This window comes from Mesorhizobium sp. U510 (genome assembly GCF_059180695.1).
This window is the reverse complement of the sequence record NZ_CP180532.1, coordinates 3326778-3348440: the sequence shown is the minus strand read 5'-3', so window position 1 is coordinate 3348440 and position 21663 is coordinate 3326778. Positions and strand designations below refer to the sequence as shown.

Sequence of the window (21663 nt, the reverse complement as noted above, 5' to 3'; positions counted from 1 at the left end):
GAGGGGCAGCGCCAACCTTCGAGGTGAGAGGTTCAGCGGCGACACAACTCAACTAAGTCTTAAGGTAGTGACCAAACACTCAGGTCGGCGCTGCCCCTCATCGCCCTGCCGGGCACTTCGCCCCGTATAGTGACGGGGAGAAGAAGGCTAGTCGCGTGAAATGATCTCCTGGCCGTCGATGACCAGCCTGAGACCGAGGTTGCCGGCCCTGCGGCGGGCAAGGAAGCGCGGGCGGCGCGTGTTGGAAACGCGGCCCTTGCGGCGATCCTGCGGCGGCAGCGTCTTGATGGCGGCGCCGAGCGATTCTTCCAGGGTGCGGGCGACGCCGTCCGATTCGATCAACAGCATCGGCAGGCGGTAGGCATCGGCCCAGGCGCGCCAGTCGGCGGCGACATCGTCGAGATCGTCGGCCACCAGCAGCGGCACCGACAGCATCGGATCATTGTGCAGGAGTTCCAGGGTCACCGTGACATTGCCTTCCGGATCCTCCATCGCGCGGGCGGCGACGCCGCGGAACGCATTGGCCGGCAGGGCGATGATCGCCGGTAAGCCGCTCATCTCGAGCATGCGGCGGATCACGGCGCCACGGTGGTCGATGGTGAACGTCACGTCGCCATAATCGTCGCGCGTGGCGTAGCTGACCATCTGGGGCAGTCGGAATGGGTCGAGGCGCATGTTGCGTCCCGCCCAGACTGGCTTCAGTCCGGTGTTCATAGAGTGCCTTCCTGTCTGTCTCCTGAGAGCCGGTGTCCGGTTCTCTCCGGGCCAGTTTTCCCGGCCTCGTTATGGGGAAACAGTAGCGCGGGCTCCTTACCGCCGCGCTTAAGAAAGTCGGTTAAATTTTGCTGATCTCAGGGATGGTTATCGGAATGCCACCGGCCACAAGATGTTGAAAGGATCAGATAACCTTACCGGGATTCATGATGCCGGCGGGATCAAAGGCAGCCTTTACCCGGCGCATCAGATCGATGGCCATCGGCGGCGCCGTGGCGATCAGTTCGTCGCGCTTCAACTGGCCGATGCCGTGCTCGGCCGAGATCGAACCGTGGAAGGAGCGCACGACATCGTGCACCGCCTTGTTCATAGGATGGTAGAGGGCGAGAAACGCCTCGTCGTCGCCATCGACGGGCCGCGAGATGTTATAGTGAAGATTGCCGTCGCCCATGTGGCCGAAGCAGACCACGCGGGCGCCGGCGCTGACCGACGCCACCGCGCCGGCCGCCTCTTCGATGAAGCGCGGGATCGATGCGATCGGCACCGAAATATCGTGCTTGATCGAGGCACCCTCCGGCTTCTGGCATTCGGGCAGCGTCTCGCGGAAATTCCAGAAAGCGTCGCCCTGGGCAAGGCTGGCCGCGACCACCGCATCGCCAACGATGCCTTGCTCGAGACCATCCGCCAGCACCTCCTCGATCAGTTCCCGGCCATCGGCTTCCGAGCGGCCGGAGGAAACCTGCATCAAGACATACCAGGGCCAGTCGTCGGCCAGCGGCCGCACGACACCTTGACCATGCCTGAGTGTGAAATCGTAAGGTCTCTTACCGATCAATTCGAAGGCGGTGAGCGAAGCGCCGGCGCGGTCCATGGCCAGGCTGAACAGCGACAGTGCCGCTTCGGCAGACGACAGGCCGGCGAACGCGACCTCACGCCCCTTCGGCTTCGGGAACAGCTTCAGCACGGCGGCGGTGATGACGCCGAGCGTGCCTTCGGCACCGACGAACAGGTCCTTCAAATCGTAGCCGGTGTTGTCCTTCTTCAGCTTGCGCAGATCGTCGAAGACCTCGCCTGTCGGCAGCACCACCTCGACACCGAGGCAGAGTTCACGCGCATTGCCGTAGGCAAGCACACCGGTGCCGCCGGCGTTGGAGGAGAGGTTGCCGCCGATCTGGCAGGAGCCTTGCGCGGCGAGCGACAGCGGAAACAGCCGGTCGGCGGCGTCGGCCGCTTCCTGCAGCGTCTGCAGAATGACGCCGGCCTCCGCCGTCACCGTGTTGGACAGGACGTCGATCTCGCGGATGCGGTTCAGCCGCGAAAGCGACAGGATGATCTCGCGACCGGATCTGTCGGGCACCTGGGCGCCGACCAGCCCGGTGTTGCCGCTTTGCGGCACGACCGGCGTTCCGGTCTCGGTCGCCAGCCTCATGATGCGGCTGACCTCGTCGACACTGCCCGGCCGCAGCACCAGCGACGTCGCGCCATGCCAGAGCCCGCGCCGCTCGATAAGATAGGGCGCGATGTCCTGCTCATCGCGCAGCGCGTATTTGTCACCGACGATCGCTGCAAAGCGGTCGATGAGAGCGGGATCGAGTTTTTGCAAAATTTCGGTCATGCGGCAAAACTATGTTGTGGGGTGTGCGTTGTCACCGGGGGGCGGCTGCACGCGAGAGCCGGTCGTTGATGGCCTCGCCGAGCCCACCGAAGGGAATCGTCTCCACAGCGATGGTGCGCGCGCCGCTGCGATCGAGTTCCTGCATATAGGCGAAAAGATTGCTCGCCGCCTCGCGCAGGTCCCCTGATACGGACAGGTTGAGGAAGGCTGTAGCATTGCGCCAGCCTTCGGCCCGGTTGCCGCCGAAGCCGAGCAACGCTTCGCCCTCGCCGACCATTCCGGCATTGAGCCGCATGGCAGCACCTGGCGCATAGTGCGAGGCGAGCATGCCTGGCGCCTCGATGCCCGCCCCTCCACCGCGCAACAGCTCCATGCCGATGGCCGCCTCGATCTCCTCGGCGGCAATGCCGCCGGGCCGGAGCAGGCGCACTCCTGCCCCTTCGGCCTTGACGATGGTCGATTCCAGCCCGACCGGCGTCGCGCCGCCATCGACGACCAGCTTGATGCGGGCGCCGAGATCGGCCGCCACCGCTTGTGCCGTGGTCGCGCTGATCCTGCCGGAAGAATTGGCGCTGGGCGCGGCAAGCGGCCGGCCGAGCTTTGCGATCAGGTTGCCGCCAAAGCCCCTCGGCATGCGCAAGGCGATCGTGTCGAGCCCGGCCGTGACCAGCGGATGGATGCCGTTGCCAGGCCGCTGCGGCAGCACCAGCGTCAGTGGACCCGGCCAAAACGCCTGCGCGAGTTTCTTCGACAGCGGATCGAACAGGGCGATGCGCTCGGCCATGGCCATGTCGGCGACATGGGCAATCAGCGGATTGAAGCGCGGCCGCCCCTTGGCCTCGAAGATACGCGCCACGCCGATGCCGTTGGTGGCATCGCCGGCAAGCCCGTAGACGGTTTCCGTCGGGATGGCGACGACATCGCCGCCCTCAAGCAAAGCCAGCGCCCGCTCCAACGCCTCGCCGACGGCAAGTATCTCAGCCACTCTCGTCACCTCGCAGATGCCGGCTGCGTAGTACGATGGCGGCTGTTGGGCAAGCCGGCTGTTCGGCAAGAGAAGGTCTTGGCGATTTATCAATCCCTAAAATGCTATGTTTGTGCGAAAGCCGGCATCAATTCCGGCCTGCTATTGAGCAGCTTCTGGGCAAGGGGAGCTATATCAGTGTCTGTGCGCGTATTGCTGGGAATAACTCTGGCCACGATGGCCAGCGGAGCTCAGGCCTCGTCCCTGGTCTTTCCCGGCGCCCCGGCCGCGACGCCCTCCATCCTGGTGCTGAAGGCGGCTGATATCAAGGCAAGCGATGTGGTGTCCGTCGTCGCGCTCGGCGAGCCCGACGTCACCTATGAGAAGGTTGCGGCGATCCCCAACGCGCCCGAGGCACGGCACGGCTTCATGCCAAGCCCGATGATCATCCGCGGCGGCATCGTCGGCGGCGATTTCTCGACGCCGACGCAAGCCAAGGCACCAGCCGCGACCACCGCTGCGGCTCCGGCCCCGGCCCAGGCGACCGCCTCGGCGGCTCCGGCGTCGGGCACGCAGAGGAAGCCGGCCGCACCGGCAGCCGCACCGAAGCCCGTTCCCGGGGTCGGCAAGGTCAAGTAGCGGCCACGAATTGCTGGACTAGTCAGCTCGTTGACAGCTTGATGGTGCCCTGCGCACCATTGTCGCGCGAGTTCGTGCCGGCATATCTGGCTGCTCGAAGCCGCCGCCTGAATTTGGTCAAGCGATTCAGGAAAAGGGGTGGCTCTGGCAGACGAGCTTCGTCGTTTCAAAGGGGGTTGATCATGAGACTATCCAAGACCGTTACCGTGGCCGGGCTTCTGCTGGCATCGCTGCTGGGCGCCGGTACAGCGCAAGCCGATGACATGCTGGGGTCCTATGTCGCGCGCATTTCCGATCGGGATCATCAGGCGAGCGACGGCTATGCGCTGGACAGCGCCGCGCAGATGGTGCGGCAGGACCGCGCCAACTGGCACAAATTCCATCGCCGCGACAGCGACGATGAGGGTGATGCCTGGTTCAGGACCAACGACCAGCGCGCCGATCTGCAGCGCATGCTGGAACGTCCCGGCGCGATGAGTTCGTCGACCAAGCGCGCCATCGTCAATGGCGAACCTCTGATCCAGGTCGACGTCTACGAGGACAGCGTGCGCGTCAGCATCCTGGAGAACTGACAAGCGCCCGGGAAGACGGATAAAAAAGGGCGGCGCCGATGCGCCGCCCTTCTTCTCGACAGAGCCGGATTGAAATCTCAGGCCGCTTCTTCCTTGTCGTCCTCGTCTTCCTCGGACGCGCTGTCTTCGGATTCTTCGTCGCCTTCGGCCTTCACGGCGTCGTCAGCGTCGTCCTCGTCTTCGTCGTCATCGCCCGAGAGCTTGGCGGCTTCAGCGCCGTCTTCGTCAGACTCTTCGCCGTCTTCGTCTTCGTCGTCGCCTTCTTCTTCGTCGCTATCCTCCTCGTCGTCAGAGTGATCGGCGGCATCGGCCGCCGTGGCAGCGGCATGGTCGAGGACGGTTTCGGAAGCGGATTCAAGCGCCTCGGCGGCGGCCGAGGTTTCTTCAGTCACTTCGATGTCGTGATCGGAATTCATGGAAGCCTCCGTTGGGTTGGGGAACATGTCCCTTTTGCCACGGAGAGATCATCGTCATATGACTGTAAGCCGGCTCGAACGACCGGCTCGCAGATATTATTTTTCTCAGGCCTGCGGCCTTTTTATCTGAGCATGATCGCCGGACAAACGAAAACCGTTTGTCCGAGAAAACCGGCACCAACTTTTTTGGATCATGCTACTCAGCCGGCGATTTTCGCGAAGTCCGCGACCTGACCGGTGGCCGCACGGATGCGAGCGAGCAGCGCCAGACGATTGGCACGTACGGACAAGTCCTCATCATTCACGAGAACATGCTCAAAAAATGAATCAACGGGTTCGCGCAACGCGCTAAGCGCCAGCATGGCGGCGGAAAAGTCTTCGTTTTGAATCGCTTCGCCGGCTTGCTTCTCGGCCTGATTCACCGCCGAAAAAAGCAATTTCTCGGCATTCTCCTTGAACAGAGCCGGCTCAACGGTTTCGGCGACAGCCGTTTTCTTCTTCTCCTCGGCGGCCAGGATGTTGGCCGCGCGCTTGGTGCCGGCAAGCAGGTTCTTGCCGTCCTCGGTGTCGAGGAAGGAGCCGAGCGCTTCGACGCGGCGGACGATCTGCAAGAGATCGTCGGACTGTGGGGTGATGACGGCGTCAATGAGGTCGTGTCGGGCGCCCTGGTCGCGGAGGTAGACTTTCAGGCGGTCGTGGAAGAAGGCAACGAGGTCGGCGATGAATGGCGACAGCGATGTATTCAGCTCCATCAGACGCTGGCCATCGAAGAACTCTCGCTCCTGATCGGCGGAGCCAAAAGTTTCTGCACTTGCGTTGGCCAGCCCGCCTTTCAACAAGTTGGAAATCAGGCCTGATTCCGACAACAGCTGGCTTGTCCCCTTGTAATCGCGAATGCGGGAATCGAGCATCGCGACCACGCCACGGCTGTCTGCGCCTTCGCCTTTTTGTTCGTATACAGCGAGGGCCGACGAGACCGCGGCCGCAATGGCAACGCCCAGCGAAAGCTTGAGCTTGTTTTCCAGAATGGTCCTCACCACGCCCAGCGCCGCACGACGCAGAGCATACGGGTCCTTCGACCCCGTCGGCTTTTCGTCGATGGCCCAGAAGCCGACCAGCGTATCGAGCTTGTCGGCAAGCGCGACGGCGACCGACACCGGATCGCTCGGCACGTAGTCGGACGGGCCTTGCGGCTTGTAATGTTCCTCGATGGCCGCGGCCACGGACGGGTGCTCGCCTTGGAGCAGCGCATATTTGCGGCCTATGGCGCCCTGCAATTCGGGGAATTCGCCGACGACTTCAGTGGTGAGATCGGCCTTGGCGAGAACCGCCGCGCGAGCGGCGAGAGCCGGGTCAGCACCGACGGTCGGCGCCAGTTCTTCGGCGAGCCGCCTGATCCGCTCAACCCGCTCGCCTTGTGTGCCGAGCTTGGCGTGGAACGTCACATTGAGATGGTCGAGCCGGGCCATGCGCTGGTCGAGCGGCTTTTTCAGGTCGAGGTCAAACTTTTTCGCCGAGGCTTCGAGCCGGCCCAGATCAGGCAGATCGCCCTGGTCGGTCGTCCAGAAATAGAGCGCGTCGGAGAGGCGGGCGCGCACCACCTTGCCGTTGCCGTGCGCGATCTCCTTGCCACCGTCCCTGGCCTCGATGTTGGCGGTGAGGATGAAGCGGTTGGACAGCGCTTCGCCTTCACCTTGCGGGCGCGTGACAAAGCATTTCTGGTTGGCGCGGATGGTCAGCCGGATCACCTCGGCCGGAATGGCGAGGAAATCCTCTTCGAACTCGCCCATCAGCACGACAGGCCATTCGACGAGACCGGACACTTCCTCCAACAGCCCTTCATCCTCGACCAAATCGAGCCCATTGGCGAAAGCGAGGTTGCGGGCGTCGGCAAGGATGATCTCCTTGCGCCGGTCGGCGTCGAGCACGACCTTTGCCGCTTCCAGCTTGCTCACATAATCGTCGAAGCGGCGTACGGTGATTTCGCCCGGTGCCAGGAAGCGGTGGCCGTAGGTGATGTTGCCGGAGCGGATGCCGTCGATCTCGAAATCGACCACGACCGGCTCCTCGGTTTCCGGGCCGAAGGTGCACAGGATCGATTGCAGCGGCCGCACCCAGCGCAGCGAGCCTGGCTTGGCCGAGGCGGGCCCCCAGCGCATCGATTTCGGCCAGGGGAAATTGCGAATAATGCCCGGGACCAGTTCCGCGATGATCTCTTCGGCCGCCCTGCCCGGCTTCGAAATGTGGGCGACATAGAAGTCGCCCTTCTTCGGGTCGGAATGGACATGCGCCTCGGCGACCGAGGACAGCCCCGCCTTGCGCAGGAACCCCTGGACCGCCTGCTCGGGCGCCGTCGTCGATGGTCCCTTGATCTCTTCGCGGATGTCCTTCGAGCGCGCCGTCAGGCCCCTGATGTCGAGCGTCAGGCGCCGCGGCGTCCAGTATTCGCGCGCCGCCTCATAGGTCAGCCCCGCCTCGACCAGACCGTCGGTCAGCATCTTCTTGAGATCACCCGCCGCCTTGCGCTGCATGCGGGCGGGGATTTCCTCGGAGCGAAGTTCTAGAAGCAGGTCAGGCATAGGGTCAGCTCATGCGGGAGAGTGGTCCGGGCGGGGCATAGCAACTCGGCTGGCCGCTGTCACCCTTTCCGGAAATTTTGGCTGCCCTGTCGGGACGCGGCACCCCAGTCCGTCCTTGGATCAAAGATTTCCATGAACCGAACGCAGCGCTGAAGCGACCCACGCTCAGGCAGGGAACTATTGGCTGAACGACCATGAAAACGGCATCCAGACTTCTGCAGATCCTCGCGCTCAGCGCCTGCTTCACCGCGCAGGTCCATGGCGCCTTCTCGATGCCGGGTGTTCGGCAGGCATTGCGGACAATGGCTGGCCCGAGCGGCCAGATCCTGTCACCGATCAACGCTTCCCTCGAAACGATGAGGTCTGCCTGAAGCTCAGGCAGCCAATCCACCCGCCTGCGTCTTCAAAAACGCCTCGCCGCAGGCCTTCGCCAGATTGCGCACCCGCAGGATGTAGCTCTGCCGCTCGGTGACCGAGATCACGCCGCGCGCGTCGAGCAGGTTGAAGACATGGCTGGCCTTGATGCACTGGTCGTAGGCCGGAAAGACCATCTTGTGCATCGGCAGATTGTCGTTCGACGCCGGCGCTCCGGCCTCGAGCAGTGCCTTGCACTCAGCCTCGGCGTCTTCGAAATGCCTAAGCAGCATCGCCGTGTTGGCGTATTCGAAATTGTGGCGCGAATATTCCTGCTCGGCCTGCAGGAAGACATCGCCATAGGTCACCTTGTCGGCACCCTCACGGCCGTTGAAGTTGAGATCGTAGACATTGTCGACGCCCTGCACATACATGGCCAGCCGCTCCAGCCCGTAGGTCAGTTCGCCCGCCACCGGCGCGCATTCGATGCCGCAGACCTGCTGGAAATAGGTGAACTGCGAGACTTCCATGCCGTCGCACCAGCATTCCCAGCCAAGCCCCCAGGCGCCCAACGTCGGGCTCTCCCAGTCGTCCTCGACAAAGCGGATGTCATGCAGCAGAGGATCGACGCCGATCGCCGCCAGTGAGCCGAGATAGAGCTCCTGCAGGTTCGGCGGGTTCGGCTTCAGGATCACCTGGTACTGGTAATAATGCTGCAGCCGGTTCGGGTTCTCGCCATAGCGGCCATCCTTGGGGCGGCGCGAGGGCTGGACATAGGCGGCGTTCCAGCGACGCGGCCCGAGCGCGCGCAGCGTCGTTGCCGGGTGAAAGGTGCCGGCGCCGACCTCCATGTCGTAGGGCTGGAGGATGACGCAACCATAGGCCGCCCAGTAATTGTGCAAGGTCAGGATCAGCCCCTGGAACGAGCGGCTGGGGTGCATATGGGCAGGGATTTCAATCGTCACGGGTGGCCTCGACAGCAAAGGCTAGCTTGCCGGCACGTCCTAGAGACACGGCGGCGAAGCGTCAAGCAAGGGCACGCCGGATGCGAGCCTCCATGGGTATGCCGCGCGGTGTTGAAGGTTTGCCGAGGGCTGGCCCATTGCCGACCTCGGGGGCCTGAGGTCTGTTCGTTCCTACAGTCCACATCAACGACGATAGGTCCAGCCATGCCGAGTTCCATCATCGTCCGCCTGGTCACGCGACAGGATTTCGATCGGTGGCTGCCGCTGTGGGACGGTTACAACGCATTTTATGGCCGCTACGGCGAGACGGCGCTGGCGAGCGAAATCACGGCGATGACATGGTCGCGCTTCTTCGATGCCTATGAACCGGTCCATGCGCTGGTGGCCGAAAGCGAGGGAAAGCTCCTCGGCCTTGTGCACTATCTCTTTCACCGCAGCACGACGGCGATCGCCCCGAACTGTTATCTGCAGGATCTTTTCACCAAGGAGGCTTCGCGTGGCAAAGGCATAGGCCGGGCGCTGATCGAAGGCGTCTATGAGCGGGCGCAGGCCGCCGGCTCCGGGCGGGTGTATTGGCTGACGCACGAAACCAACCAGACCGCGATGAAGCTCTACGACAAGGTCGGCGAGCGCTCCGGCTTCGTCGTCTACCGGAGGCTATTCTAGGGTCTGCTGATATTCAGGTGATGCCGGCCTGACCTGAATCTCAACAGCCCTAGACTGGAAACGAAAACGGGGCTTCTAAAGAAGCCCCGTTCGCATTCAAACATCCGATCTCAGCCCTTCGGGACAGGCACCGGCTCGGGCTTGACCTTGGGTGTCTCCTGCGCCGTGTTGGATTCGATCGGCGGCAGGCCCTTCATCAGCTTCTGCTGCAAGGTGGCCAGCACGTCGGGATCGGGCTTGAGGTCGCGGGCCTGATTCCACTGGAAGGTGGCTTCCAGCTTGCGGCCGACGCGCCAGTAGGCGTCGCCGAGATGGTCGTTGAGAACCGGATCTTCCGGCTTCAGCGATACGGCGCGTTCCATCTCGCGCACCGCGTCATCGAAGCGGCCGAGGCGGAAATAGGCCCAGCCCAGGGAATCCACGATGTAACCGTCGCTCGGTCTGAGGTCGACGGCCTTCTGGATCATCGCCAGGCCTTCCTTCAGGTTGGTGTTCATGTCGACCCAGGAATAGCCGAGATAGTTCAGCACCTGCGGCTGGTCCGGCTGCAATTCCAGCGCCTTGCGGAAATTCGGTTCGGCCTTCGGCCATTCCTTCAGCCGCTCATAGGCGATGCCGCGCTGGTAGAAGATGTTCCAGTTGGCAGCGGTCGGCGTCTTCAGCGCCTCGACGGCCTTGTCGTAGAGGTTGGCGGCCGAGCGGAAATCCTCCTTCGAGGAATAGACCCCGCCAAGCGCCAGATAGGCGCGCATGTCGTTGGGATGAGCCTCGACGAAGGCCTTCAGATGAGTGATCGCCTCGTCATGGCGGTCGAGATCGGCAAGGTTGAGGCCAAGCTGCAGGTCCGAAAGCTCCTTCAGCGGCGAAGAATCGGGAATCCGCCGATAGAGCGCTATGGCACCCTCGCCGTCCTTCAGTTGCTCGGCGACGGCGGCGAGTTGCACGAGAGCCGCGTCGCTGTCGGGCCGCAGGGCGAGCGCATATTGCAGATAAAGGCGAACGAACGGCTCGCCGCCGCCCCGGTTGAGCGCGGTGGCAAGGTCGAGCAGGATTTCGGAAGCACCGTCGGACGGACCGGAAACGAAGGGCGCGATCTTGTCGCCCTTGCTGATCCTGTCGCGCAAGGCGACGATTTCGAGCTTACCCGGCGAAAACGCCTCGGCCTGGTCGAGCACCGAGATCGCCTTGGCCTTGTCGCCCTTGCGGGCCAGGAACGAAGCATAAGCCTGCGCGTTGCGCATCCAGGTTTCGGGCGCGGCACCGCCGGCGGCGGTATCCTGCATAGTCGCGGCGTAGATCGCCTCGGCCTTTTCGGGCATGTTGGAGGCATCGGCGATCAGGGCGCGGTGGAAGGATTTGAACAGGCCGAACCAGTCCGGGCCCTGAAGCTTGTCGATCGAAGCCATCGCGTCGCCGGCTTGGCCAGCACCCTGTTCGGCCCAGCCGGACATCACGCCGGAGATCAGCCGGTCAAGGTCGGATTCCAGTGACAGCTTCAGCCAGTACTGTGCCTTGGTGAAATCCTTCTTGTGGAAAGAATCGACGGCCAGCGCCAGGCGCGAGAAGCGCTCGACATCGGGCACTTCCTTGAGCTTGTCGGCATAGACCAGGGATTCGTCGAAGCGGCCTTGCGCGATCAGCGACAGCATCAGGCTCTGCTGCAGGCCGGTGTCGCTCGGATCGAAGGCCAGGGCCTGCTTGTAGTAAGCGATGGCGCTGTCGAGGTCGTTGTCGCCTTCGGCGATCCGGGCTGCCAGATAGGCGCCCGAGAACGACGAGATCTTGACCGGTTCGGTGGATTGCTTGGCATAGGCCGGCAAAGCCGAAATCGCCATGCCCGTCACAATTGCCAGCCTTGTCAGCCAGCGCGCACGTCCTTGCTGCATCGTATCCCTTTCAGCCAGGCGCCATCTCCGCGTCAGCGGGATCGACGTAGACTCGATCTTTCCGGGCAAAGCATGGCCTTTTTGGGGTCGCGCTTCAATCCGCCTGAAATTCACAATCGAGGCAGCCGATTAACAAACCATAGCTGAAGGTGATTTTCGACTGGGGAAAAGCCGGCGTCAAGGTCAGTCCTGCACGATGGGCCGCCGCACCTTCGTCTCGGCAAAGCCGCCGGCCGCAATCGCGCCGCACAGCTCGCTCCACTCGCAGCCGCCGCAAGCCTTGCGCACGCCACCAACGGAGAACGCCTGTCGCAGCCGCGCCAGGATTGCCGCGTCGAGATCGAGGCGGACGCCGGGCTGGATTGGCAGGGCCAAAACATCCCCGACATCGCGTGCGGCAAGCCGGTCCCGTTCGACGACGCTCTCGTTGCGGCAATGCGGCTCCGGCCCGTCGAGCAAAGGCGCGCAGATGTCGTCAGGACCGGAAACGAGGAGGATGTCCTCGCCCCCGCTCAGGCGCTCCGCGATCACGTCATAATTAACGGTGAAGGCGGGGCTGTATCCCTTGCCCACATAGGTGAGCAGGCAAAGGAGATGATGGGCGCGCAGCCTGATCGTCACGGATTGGCCGGCTTCGCCTTGCCGCCGCGAAGTGCCATCAGAGTCGCCGCACCAAGCGCCGACTTCAGCAAGCCGCCGACAATAAAGGGCAGGAAGCCGAAGGTGATGGCCTTCTCAGTGCCGATCATGACGGCAAGCCATGCGGTACCGAGCACCAGGCAGGCAAGATTGCCGAGCAGCATGGCGGCAAAGGCAAGCACCACCCTGTTGCCGTTCCAGCCGCGTTCGGCCAGCCAGCCGACCAGGGCGCCGGTGATCGGGAAGGCGAAGAGATAGCCGCCGGTCGGCCCGACGAAATGCGCGACGCCGGCGGCACCTCCAGCCAGCACCGGAAAGCCGGCAGCGCCCTCGACAAGCCATGCCGCGATAGTGACCGCGCCAAGCCGCCAGCCATAGAGCGCACCGATCAGCGTCACCGCGAAGGTCTGCATGGTTACGGGAACCGGCACCATCGGCACTTCGATGTAGGAAGACAGCGCCAGGAACAGCGTGCCAAGCACGACGGCTCCGACCTGCCAGGCGAGCGAGCGGTCCTGAAGCCGAAGCGGGCTGAAGGACGGCTTGCGGGGCGTGAATGCGATGTCTGTCATGAGGGTCCCTTCGGTCGATTTGAAATTATAGATAATTTCTATTTTCGATCTATTATCGAATCCACATTTCTCGCGACATAGCAAGCCTTCCCACGACAAAGAGCGTCTGAACTGCGTCGCGATGTGCTTCAGGCCATTGCTTTGTGGATGTCGCCCCAAATTGAGGGCCACTTTTGGGTGACAGGCATCAACCAACGATCGCGAAGGCTTCACGCGTCGCGCCGGACGCCGTCTTGACCGGCTTGCGGCCAATCCACTGGACATGCCGACCCAATGTCGCCGCGGCCGATTCGGTATTTCCCTGCCGCAAGGCGGTCAGGATCGCCCGATGGTCCTGATCGGTACGCGTTTCCCACTCCGATCGCCATGCCGCGAAAAGGAAGCGGGCGCTGGCCGCATGCAGATCGTCGATGGTGGCGAGCAGGCGCGGCATGCCGCACGGCGCCAGGATCAGCCGGTGAAAGTCGCGGTTGGCTTCCTCCCAGGATCGGACGTCGCGGGACTTGTCGCCTGCCTTGGTCGCCTCCTCGGCGAGATCGAGAATGGCTGACGTCAGATGCGGCGCGGCGTGGCGCAGCGCCAGCACTTCGAGGGCGGCCCGCATTTCGGCGACCTCCTTGACCTCGCCGAGATCAAAAGCCGCGACGCGCACGCCGCGGCGCGGTTCGCTGACGGCCAGGCCTTGCGCCTCCAGACGGCGGAAGGCCTCGCGCACCGGAACATGGCTGGTGTTGAATTCCTCGGCGACATGATCCTGGCGCAGCCGCGCTCCAGGCTCGATCGCGCCCGAGATGATGCGGTCCGCCAGCGCCTTGCTGATGCGCACCGCGATGGTGTCGTCCGTGCCCTTTGCCATGTTTTATAGATATTTGCGGCAAGGCACCTTGTCGAGACGGCGAAGCCGTGTTCGCCAAGGTTCTCCCCAGTACAAAGCGAGGGGAAATTCGGCGAAAGGTCGGCCTTCTCAGTTCACCCGGCTGATGCAGAAATCGATGACGTCGATCAGCGCCGATTTCTGCGGCGTTTCTTCGAGCGGCGCCAGAGCGTCGCGGGCGATCTCGCCGAAATGACGGGCGCGGCCGATCGTGTCGGCGATGGCGCCGTGACGAGTCATCAGGCCGATCGCCTTTTCCAGACCCGCGTCGTCGACGACATTGTCCTCGATGGCGCGCTTCCAGAAGGTGCGCTCGGCCTTGGTGCCGCGCCGGTAGGCGAGGATGACCGGCAGGGTCACCTTGCCCTCCCGGAAATCGTCGCCGACATTCTTGCCCAAATCCTTGCTGGTGCCGCCATAATCCAGCGCATCGTCGATGAGCTGGAAGGCGAGCCCGAGATTCATGCCGTAAGAGCGCAGTGCAGCGCGATCATTACGCGTTGCCTGGGCGATGACCGGTCCAACTTCGGCGGCGGCCGAAAACAGCGCGGCTGTCTTGGCCTTGATGACGGCGAAGTGCTCGTCCTCGGTGGTTTCAAGGTTCTTGGCGGCGGCGAGCTGCATGACCTCGCCCTCGGCGATGATCGAGGCGGCGCTCGACAGGATGTCGAGCGCTTCGAGCGAGCCGACATCGACCATCATGCGGAAGGCCTGGCCAAGCAGGAAATCGCCGACCAGCACGCTTGCCTGGTTGCCCCAGATCATGCGGGCGGTCTTCTTGCCACGGCGCATGCCGCTCTCGTCGACGACGTCGTCGTGCAGCAAAGTCGCGGTGTGCATGAACTCGACCGAGGTGGCGAGTTTGACATGGCCTTCGCCGGCATAGCCGAACATCTGCGCGGCGGCGAGCGTCAGCATCGGCCTGAGCCGCTTGCCACCGGACGAGATCAGATGGTTGGCGACCTCCGGAATCATCTCGACGTCGGAGCCGGCCTTGGACAGGATCAATTCGTTGACGCGTCCCATATCGGCCGCCGTCAGATCGATCAGATCCTTGATGGAGGCGGGCTCCCGCTTCCCGTTTTCGATGTTGAGAACGACACCCACGACAATCACTCCCGTCTTGTTGTAACGCGTGCGACGGCACCCTTAATCCCTATCCAGACTCTAGGGCGGCGGACACGGCCACGGCAAGTGGCGAATTGGCGCGGCGCCGGCGACAGCCTGTCAACCGGCACGGGAGGGAGCGAGGCTCCGCCACGGAAATCCCCTGCCCGTTTACATCAATGACGCAAACTGCGAGTTTCATATGATGATAGAACTTGTCCGTACCAACGATGCCGTGATCATCTCCTTCGTCGAATCGCTGATGCGCGACGCCGGTATCGCCTGCTTTGTCGCCGATCAGAATATGAGCATTCTCGAAGGGTCGATCGGTCTTTTGCAGAAGCGCGTCATGGTCGACGCCGACCAGGCCGATGCCGCACGTCGCATCCTCAGGGATGCCGGCATCGCCAACGAGATCCGCACAAAATAATGTCGGCCGCGCCAGCCGCCCCTGCCCTTGACACCCTTGGCCCGGACACGCCGGCCCATACGGTCGATGCCTTCCATCGCGGCCGGTTCTGGCTGGTGCAGCCCAAGCATGGCGGCCATCGCGCCGGCATGGATGCGATGATGCTTGCGGCGTCGGTGCCGTCCGTCTTTGGCGGACGTCTCGCCGATTTCGGCGCCGGCGCCGGCGCTGCCGGCCTGGCGGTGCTGTCGCGCTGCCCGGCTGCCCAGGCCGTTCTGGTCGAACGCGCGCCGGAAATGGCCGCCTTCGCATCGGCCACCCTTGCTCACCCCGGCAATGCGCATCTCAGCGATCGCGCATCCGTGCTCGTCGCCGACGTCACGGTTTCAGGCCGGGCCCGGGTGGCGGTCGGTCTGGCCGACAATGATTTCGACTTCGTCATCATGAACCCGCCCTTCAACGCCGCCCGGGACCGCGCCACGCCGGACCGGCTGCGAAAGGAAGCCCATGTCATGGAGGACGGGCTGTTCGAAAGCTGGATCCGCAGTGCGGCGGCGGTGGTCAGGCCGCGCGGCGGGCTTGCCGTCATCGCGCGTCCCGAACAGCTCGGCGCCATTCTCGACGCGATGTCGGGCCGTTTCGGCGATGCCGAGATGCTGGCCGTGCACCCTCGCCCCGACGCAGCGGCGATCCGTATCATCGTGCGGGCAGCGCTCGGTGCGCGGGGAAAGCTCGCCATCCGTCCGCCTTTGATGCTGCACGCGCAATCGGGCAACGGCCCCGACGAGCGAAGCGAAATGATTGCCAACGGTCTCGCCTCGCTGTTTGGAGATTGAGCTATTCTTGGCCGCCGCATTGCCGTTGGCCGGGAAATCCCTACATGCCTGCAACCGATCGACCGGAGACCACGCCCTCGTGAAACGCCTTTTCAACCGCCTGCTGCCGAAATCCTGGCGCTCCACCGTCGTCACCATTCCGGTCATCCGGCTGCATGGCACGATCATGGCCGGCGGTCAGTTCCGGCAGAATCTGTCGCTGGCCTCGACGGCCGGCCTCATCGAAAAGGCGTTTTCCTTCGATGCGCCGGCGGTCGCCATCTCGATCAATTCGCCCGGCGGCTCGCCGGTGCAGTCGCGGCTGATCTTCAAGCGCATCCGCGACCTGGCGGTTGAAAAGAACAAAAAGGTGCTGATCTTCGTCGAGGATGTCGCGGCCTCGGGCGGCTACATGATCGCGGTCGCCGGCGACGAGATTTTTGCCGATCCTTCCTCCATCGTCGGCTCCATCGGCGTGGTCTCGGCCTCGTTCGGCTTTCCCGAACTGATGAAGAAGATCGGCGTCGAACGCCGTGTCCACACCGCCGGCCAGAACAAGGCGGTGCTCGATCCGTTCAAGCCCGAGAAGAAGGAGGACGTCGAGCGGCTGAAGGCGCTGCAGCTAGAGGTGCATGAAACCTTCATCGATCTGGTCAAGGAGCGGCGCGGCACGAAGCTGAAGGACGATCCAGATCTGTTCACCGGCCTGTTCTGGACCGGCAAGAAGGGTCTGGAGCTCGGCCTCGTCGATGCGCTCGGCGACATGCGCACGGTGCTGAAGACCCGGTTCGGCGCGAAGACCCAGCTCAGGCTGATCACCGCGCCGCGCGGTTTCCTCGGCCGTTTCGGCCTGTTCGGCTCGAGCAAGGGCTTTTCAGCGCCCGATATCGCCGCCGCTGCCGCCAGCGGCGTCATCGATGCGGCGGAAGAGCGCGCATTGTGGGCTCGCTTCGGGCTTTGAAAACCGCGCAAAAGCGTCTAGCATGAAGGTTTGAAGTCCTATGCATGCCGTTTTCCCAACACCGGACACAGTTTTGGGCGACATGCATCAACCGACCCGACCGGCCGCCTTCGCCGGCCCAGCGTGGTAGGAGTTGTGACATGCCGCAGATCATCTTCTTCGCCGTCGTTGGCGCCGCCGCCTATTTCGGCTACCGCACCTTCATCCGGGAAGCGGAGCGTGTGACGGCCAAGGTACGGCGCACCGAAAAGCAGGCGGCCAATGGCGCGATGGGAACGCTGGTCAAGGACCCGAAGACCGGCGAATACCGGCTGGCCAAGGACTGAGCATCATCCCCCATACGACTGACGCCGTGGACACCGAGATCGGTTCGCGCACCTGGCACGCGCACGCCAAGATCAATCTGGCGCTGCATGTCACCGGCAGGCGTGCTGACGGCTATCACCTGATCGAAAGCCTGGCGGTGTTCACGCGCTTCGGCGACAGGGTCGAGATCGCGCTCGCCGATAGCGACGATTTCGCCGTGTCCGGCCGCTACGCGCCAGCGGTTCCCCTCGACGCCAGCAATCTTGTGCTCAAGGCGCGCGATGCCTTGCGGCGAGAGGTTGGCTCCGGGCGAACTCCGCCCGTCTCGATAAAGCTGGAAAAGAACCTGCCGGTTGCCTCCGGCGTCGGCGGCGGGTCGAGCGATGCGGCGGCCGTGTTGCGCGGACTGGCGCAGGCATGGGCCCCGGACATGGACGACGCCGGCCTGGCGCGGATCGGCCTTTCGCTTGGCGCCGACGTGCCGATGTGTCTGGCGGCAAAGCCGCTGGTGGCGCGCGGCATTGGTGACGAGCTGTCGATGGTGCCGGACTTTTCGGCGCTGGGACTGGTGCTGGTCAATCCGGGCACGCCGGTCTCGACGGCGGATGTCTTCGCGGCCCTGTCACGCCGCGACAACGAGCCCCTGCCGCCGCTGCCGCGCAGCATCGATTTTCATAGCCTGCGCAACTGGCTGGAGATTACCCGCAATGATCTGGAGCCAGTTGCGCTTGCGCTGCAGCCCGCCATAGGCCGCGCGCTGTCATGGCTTGATAAGGCCGGATCAGGCTTTTCACGCATGTCGGGATCAGGCGCGACCTGTTTCGGCCTGTTCGAGACCGGCAATGTCGCCAAGCGCGCGGCGGCCGAAATCCGCAGCCGCCAGCCCGACTGGTTCGTCGCGGCGACGCGCAGCATGTCATCGGAGGCTGAGTGAAATGGCTGGGATCAACGAGAGCCGTTCGTTCGTTCCGGTGCGTATCGCGGTGCTGACGGTTTCGGACACGCGCAGCCTTGCCGACGACAAATCCGGCCAGACGCTGGCCAACCGCATCACCGAGGCCGGCCACATACTGGCCGCCCGCGATATCGTCACCGACGACCGCGACAAAATCCGCCATACGGTGCTGGCGTGGTCGCGCGACAAGGCCATCGATGTCGTCATCACCACCGGCGGCACCGGCTTTACCGGGCGCGACGTGACGCCGGAGGCGCTGGAGCCGATCTTCGAAAAGCGCATGGATGGCTTTTCCGAAGTGTTCCACCGCATTTCCTACGACAAGATCGGCACGTCGACGATCCAGAGCCGGGCAACCGGCGGCGTCGTCAACGCCACTTTCGTCTTCGTGCTGCCGGGCTCGCCCGGCGCCTGCAAGGATGCCTGGGACGGCATCCTCAAGGCGCAGCTCGACTACCGCCACATGCCCTGCAACTTCGTCGAGATCATGCCGCGCCTGGACGAGCATCTGCGGCGCGGGAAGTAATACGCGGAATTGCGCTTCCAACAGTCCGCCCTCAGCGGATGACTGGTTCACCATGAAAGCGCCGGCGCGAGGGGCGTGAGACGCCGAAGCCGACTTCCATCATCAGCCTCGGCGTGCGCGCCGGCACGGTGCCCATGTGGAAGCCGAACGGATCCTCGACGAAGCCGAGGCCGGCTTCGCCGGTCAGCGTTACCGGACTTTGCTCGCCATAGACGTCCAGCACCTCCTGGGCGGGATGGCCGACCAACAGGGTGAGCTGGTGCTTGATGGCGCGGCGCCTGTGGCTGCCCCTGACATAGACATGCGGCCCGGTGTCGGCGTCGACCGGCTTGAGGTAGAAGAAGAACTTCAGCATGCGCCAGTCGTCGAGGTCGAAGTGATACTTGCCGAGCGAGGCAAGGTTCTTGTCGGCGTCCGAGGCTTCGCCGGTCGGAAAGCTCCACCAGACGCGTGTCGTGATCAGTTTCGCCTGAGCGCCGAGATAGTGCGCGGCGATGTCGAGAAGCAGCGGATCGCGCTGTATGGCGAGTGCGGCCGGGCAGTCGAGGATGCGCTCGAAATAGTGCCCGCTGAGCAGAGAGCGGCCCAGGCGTTTCTCGGCCTGGGCATGCTCGCCCGGCATGAATTCGAGACGGCGGTCGAAATTGCCGAAGCAAGGCGTGCGCCCCGCGAAATCCGCGATCTCTTCATGGATCGCCGGCGGCAGGACCAGGCCTGAAAACAGGCCGTCGGAACGCAAAGCATCGACCACCGCCGCCCGCGCGACACCGGAAAACATCGTATCCCCGACATTGTCGGCAGGACGCGCGCGCTTTGCGCCCAGCCAATGCATCCGGCGCCCAGGCATGGTGCGCGCGAGCATGAACATCGGCAACCAGGCAGGGTTTTCGCGCAGGTCCGTGAGATAGGTCGGAATGCGCACGGCAATGCGCCGCAGCAGGCTGCCGTTGCGCGCAATGGCCTCGAGACTGGCGGCTCCGGATTCGTCAGGCGTTGAAAGGGTCATCGGGTCCTCTTCCATGAGGGTGACACCGATGCCGCATCGGTGCCCACCACTCGCATGACCCAAACCCAATTCACCCACCTCGGGAAGGCTAACCTCGCGTCAGATTTTGTGCAATGCACAATAAACAGAGCAGGTGCAAAAAATCACTTCGGCGCCCGGGGCTGCTGCTTGGGCGGCGCCACCCAGATCTCGGCTTCGAGCTTCTTCGTCGCCAGGCCACGCGCCAGCGCCTCGGCGCTGCCGGCGTTTTTCGACAGGGACGCCGCCTGGCGCTTGCTGATCACCAGCCCGTCGGCGAGCGCGCGGTTTCCCGAAAAGACCCGGGCGAGGAACGGCGCGCGGCTGCCGCGCGCGCGAGAAAACCGTGCCGCCATGGTTTGCCTCGCCGTGTGGGCGACGACCGCGTCGATCCAGCCCTCCACCAGCCGCGCGCCCGGCTCCAGCAACAGCAGCCAATCGCCCTTGGCCTGCCTTATCCCGGCGGCGATGCCGCCGCTTGCTACGTAGTGGCAGCCAGCATGCTCGGCGACATGATGCGTCTGGTCGGTGGAGCCGGTGTCGCAGACGATGACGTCGCGCACCACGCCCTCCACCGCGCCGCCGATCAGCGAGCCGAGCGTACGGGCGAGAGCCTCCTCGTCATTGCGGGTTTCGATGAGAACACTGAGCATATTTAGCCGAATAGCGGAAAGCCGCGCACAGCGCCAGTTTTTGCGGCGCAGCATAAAAAGTTCTTGCTTTGTTCTCATCGGCAAAATAGGAATAATTTCATGAGCAGAGCGATTCGAAACAACATGGACAGTCCCTGGGAGCGGGCCAAGATGGAACCGATCGTGCGCGCCGACATTGCAGCCTTCGGGGCAGGGCGAGCCGAAATGGCCAATGCGATGATCGAGCAGAGTGGCATGCGCATCCGTCCGGACCGCAACCGCGGACGGTCGGCGGGCATCAATCCGTCCGGCCGCTTCGAACCGGTCAGCCGGCATGTGTTCGACGATGGCTGGAGTTCGCTGGAGGAACTGCCGCCGTTCAAGACCGAGGTGCAGGTGGAGAAGCCGCGCACCATCATCACCCGCAACGAATCGCCCGACATCTCCTTCGACCGGTCGATCAACCCCTATCGCGGCTGTGAACATGGCTGCGTCTATTGTTTCGCGCGGCCGACGCATGCGTTCATGGGCCTGTCGCCGGGGCTGGATTTCGAATCCAAGCTGTTCGCCAAGCCGGATGCGGCGCGGCTGCTTGACAAGGAACTTTCGAAGGACGGCTACCAGCCGCGCACCATCGCCATCGGCACCAACACCGATCCCTACCAGCCGATCGAGAAACAGTACCGGATCATGCGCGAGATCCTGGAAGTGCTGGAAGCGCGCGGCCATCCGGTCGGCATCGTCACCAAATCCGCTCTGGTGACGCGCGACATCGACATATTGTCGCGCATGGCCGAACGCGGGCTGGCCAAGGTGGCGCTGTCGGTGACGACAATGGACCGCATACTGGCCAGGACGATGGAGCCCCGCGCGTCGACGCCGACCAAGCGGCTCGAAGCGATCCGGCAGCTTTCTGACGCCGGCATTCCGGCTTCGGTCATGGTGGCGCCGATCATCCCCGGCCTCACCGACCAGGAGATGGAGCGGATCCTCGATTCGGCGTACGCCGCCGGTGCGCGCGAGGCAGGTTACGTCGTGCTGCGTCTGCCGCTGGAGGTCAGCCCGATCTTCAAGGACTGGCTGCTGCGCCACTATCCCGACCGTTACCGCCACGTGATGTCGCTGATCCGCTCGATGCGCGACGGCAAGGATTACGATTCGGAATGGGGCAAGCGCATGAAGGGCGCTGGACCCTACGCCTGGCAGATCGGCCGCCGCTTCGAAATCACCGCCAAACGGCTTGGCCTCAATACCGAACGGCGCACGCTGCGCACCGACCAGTTCGTCGCCGCCGGAAAGGACCAGGAGCAGCTGATGCTGCTGTGAGACTGCAATTCGCCGCGGCGGTTTGAGCTGCCACGGCGCACAAAATCCCGTCCGGCCTGCCCCGGCCTGCAGACGGTGCCCTCCCGGTCCGGCGCCCCACCCGACCCGGAGGGACTTGCGGAGAATCGGAGCCGATGCGAACCTCGC

24 protein-coding genes are annotated in these 21663 nt (G+C 63.9%); 11 read left to right on the top strand and 13 right to left on the bottom strand.

What is annotated here, in order from left to right; genetic code table 11:
* Positions 1-147: 147 nt before the first annotated feature.
* From ACLGL5_RS17635 to ACLGL5_RS17625, 3 genes are all read right to left on the bottom strand, one after another.
* Complete coding sequence (locus ACLGL5_RS17635) at positions 148-714, bottom strand: DUF6101 family protein (RefSeq protein ID WP_019856949.1); 567 nt, start codon at positions 712-714, stop codon at positions 148-150.
* Positions 715-898: 184 nt separating this feature from the next.
* Positions 899-2329, bottom strand: a complete 1431-nt coding sequence (locus ACLGL5_RS17630) for an FAD-binding oxidoreductase (protein WP_069091662.1) — start codon at positions 2327-2329, stop codon at positions 899-901.
* 31 nt (positions 2330-2360) lie between these two features.
* Positions 2361-3314: an L-threonylcarbamoyladenylate synthase gene (locus tag ACLGL5_RS17625; RefSeq protein ID WP_069091661.1), complete on the bottom strand. Its 954-nt coding sequence runs from the start codon at positions 3312-3314 to the stop codon at positions 2361-2363.
* Positions 3315-3530: 216 nt separating this feature from the next.
* On the opposite strand from ACLGL5_RS17625, the gene ACLGL5_RS17620 reads away from it, so the two are divergent.
* Together ACLGL5_RS17620 and ACLGL5_RS17615 are read left to right on the top strand one after the other, a co-directional pair.
* Positions 3531-3932 (top strand): hypothetical protein, encoded by a 402-nt coding sequence (locus ACLGL5_RS17620; RefSeq protein WP_064983046.1) that lies wholly within the window; start codon positions 3531-3533, stop codon positions 3930-3932.
* 182 nt (positions 3933-4114) lie between these two features.
* Positions 4115-4504: a hypothetical protein gene (locus tag ACLGL5_RS17615; protein WP_027046609.1), complete on the top strand. Its 390-nt coding sequence runs from the start codon at positions 4115-4117 to the stop codon at positions 4502-4504.
* 77 nt (positions 4505-4581) lie between these two features.
* On the opposite strand, the gene ACLGL5_RS17610 is transcribed toward ACLGL5_RS17615, so the two are convergent.
* Together ACLGL5_RS17610 and glyS are read right to left on the bottom strand one after the other, a co-directional pair.
* A complete protein-coding gene (locus tag ACLGL5_RS17610; protein ID WP_069091660.1) occupies positions 4582-4920 on the bottom strand; it encodes an ATPase in 339 nt (112 codons plus the stop codon).
* A gap of 200 nt (positions 4921-5120) precedes the next feature.
* Positions 5121-7499: a glycine--tRNA ligase subunit beta gene (glyS, locus tag ACLGL5_RS17605; protein ID WP_069091659.1), complete on the bottom strand. Its 2379-nt coding sequence runs from the start codon at positions 7497-7499 to the stop codon at positions 5121-5123.
* Between the two features lie 194 nt (positions 7500-7693).
* Between glyS and ACLGL5_RS17600 the strand changes: the two genes are divergently transcribed.
* Complete coding sequence (locus tag ACLGL5_RS17600; protein WP_019856943.1) at positions 7694-7870, top strand: hypothetical protein; 177 nt, start codon at positions 7694-7696, stop codon at positions 7868-7870.
* A 3-nt stretch (positions 7871-7873) separates the two neighbouring features.
* Here the strand turns inward: ACLGL5_RS17600 and ACLGL5_RS17595 are convergent, their stop codons facing one another.
* On the bottom strand, positions 7874-8818 hold the full coding sequence (locus tag ACLGL5_RS17595) for a glycine--tRNA ligase subunit alpha (protein ID WP_064989496.1): 945 nt from the start codon (positions 8816-8818) through the stop codon (positions 7874-7876).
* A gap of 204 nt (positions 8819-9022) precedes the next feature.
* Between ACLGL5_RS17595 and ACLGL5_RS17590 the strand changes: the two genes are divergently transcribed.
* Positions 9023-9484, top strand: coding sequence for a GNAT family N-acetyltransferase (locus ACLGL5_RS17590; RefSeq protein ID WP_069091658.1), 462 nt, complete (start codon positions 9023-9025; stop codon positions 9482-9484).
* A 110-nt stretch (positions 9485-9594) separates the two neighbouring features.
* Here the strand turns inward: ACLGL5_RS17590 and ACLGL5_RS17585 are convergent, their stop codons facing one another.
* From ACLGL5_RS17585 to ACLGL5_RS17565, 5 genes are all read right to left on the bottom strand, one after another.
* Positions 9595-11370: a tetratricopeptide repeat protein gene (locus ACLGL5_RS17585; protein ID WP_027046608.1), complete on the bottom strand. Its 1776-nt coding sequence runs from the start codon at positions 11368-11370 to the stop codon at positions 9595-9597.
* A gap of 183 nt (positions 11371-11553) precedes the next feature.
* Positions 11554-11991, bottom strand: a complete 438-nt coding sequence (locus ACLGL5_RS17580) for a DUF1284 domain-containing protein (RefSeq protein WP_064983053.1) — start codon at positions 11989-11991, stop codon at positions 11554-11556.
* Positions 11988-12581: a biotin transporter BioY gene (locus ACLGL5_RS17575; protein WP_027046607.1), complete on the bottom strand. Its 594-nt coding sequence runs from the start codon at positions 12579-12581 to the stop codon at positions 11988-11990. Before ACLGL5_RS17575 ends, ACLGL5_RS17580 begins: the two co-directional genes overlap by 4 nt.
* A 187-nt stretch (positions 12582-12768) precedes the next feature.
* Positions 12769-13437: a GntR family transcriptional regulator gene (locus ACLGL5_RS17570; RefSeq protein WP_019856938.1), complete on the bottom strand. Its 669-nt coding sequence runs from the start codon at positions 13435-13437 to the stop codon at positions 12769-12771.
* Between the two features lie 108 nt (positions 13438-13545).
* Positions 13546-14562: a polyprenyl synthetase family protein gene (locus ACLGL5_RS17565; RefSeq protein WP_019856937.1), complete on the bottom strand. Its 1017-nt coding sequence runs from the start codon at positions 14560-14562 to the stop codon at positions 13546-13548.
* A 205-nt stretch (positions 14563-14767) separates the two neighbouring features.
* On the opposite strand from ACLGL5_RS17565, the gene ACLGL5_RS17560 reads away from it, so the two are divergent.
* The 6 genes from ACLGL5_RS17560 (at position 14768) to moaB (ending at position 18534) form a co-directional block, all read left to right on the top strand.
* Entirely contained in the window at positions 14768-14992 is a 225-nt protein-coding gene (locus tag ACLGL5_RS17560) for a putative signal transducing protein (protein ID WP_027041409.1), read from the top strand.
* Entirely contained in the window at positions 14992-15807 is an 816-nt protein-coding gene (locus ACLGL5_RS17555) for a tRNA1(Val) (adenine(37)-N6)-methyltransferase (RefSeq protein WP_069091657.1), read from the top strand. The genes ACLGL5_RS17560 and ACLGL5_RS17555 overlap by 1 nt, the downstream gene beginning before the upstream one ends.
* Positions 15808-15886: 79 nt before the next feature.
* A complete protein-coding gene (locus ACLGL5_RS17550; protein ID WP_019856934.1) occupies positions 15887-16747 on the top strand; it encodes a S49 family peptidase in 861 nt (286 codons plus the stop codon).
* A gap of 140 nt (positions 16748-16887) precedes the next feature.
* Positions 16888-17073, top strand: a complete 186-nt coding sequence (locus ACLGL5_RS17545; protein ID WP_019856933.1) for a membrane protein — start codon at positions 16888-16890, stop codon at positions 17071-17073.
* Between the two features lie 26 nt (positions 17074-17099).
* Positions 17100-17987 (top strand): 4-(cytidine 5'-diphospho)-2-C-methyl-D-erythritol kinase, encoded by an 888-nt coding sequence (locus ACLGL5_RS17540; protein WP_069091656.1) that lies wholly within the window; start codon positions 17100-17102, stop codon positions 17985-17987.
* A 1-nt stretch (position 17988) separates the two neighbouring features.
* Complete coding sequence (gene moaB / locus ACLGL5_RS17535; RefSeq protein WP_064983060.1) at positions 17989-18534, top strand: molybdenum cofactor biosynthesis protein B; 546 nt, start codon at positions 17989-17991, stop codon at positions 18532-18534.
* Between the two features lie 31 nt (positions 18535-18565).
* Here moaB and ACLGL5_RS17530 read toward each other — a convergent pair whose 3' ends face one another.
* Positions 18566-19540, bottom strand: a complete 975-nt coding sequence (locus ACLGL5_RS17530; protein ID WP_069091655.1) for a hypothetical protein — start codon at positions 19538-19540, stop codon at positions 18566-18568.
* Between the two features lie 143 nt (positions 19541-19683).
* Positions 19684-20211, bottom strand: a complete 528-nt coding sequence (locus tag ACLGL5_RS17525; RefSeq protein WP_019856929.1) for a glycosyltransferase — start codon at positions 20209-20211, stop codon at positions 19684-19686.
* Between the two features lie 150 nt (positions 20212-20361).
* On the opposite strand from ACLGL5_RS17525, the gene ACLGL5_RS17520 reads away from it, so the two are divergent.
* Entirely contained in the window at positions 20362-21516 is a 1155-nt protein-coding gene (locus tag ACLGL5_RS17520) for a PA0069 family radical SAM protein (RefSeq protein WP_027046604.1), read from the top strand.
* Positions 21517-21663: the final 147 nt, after the last annotated feature.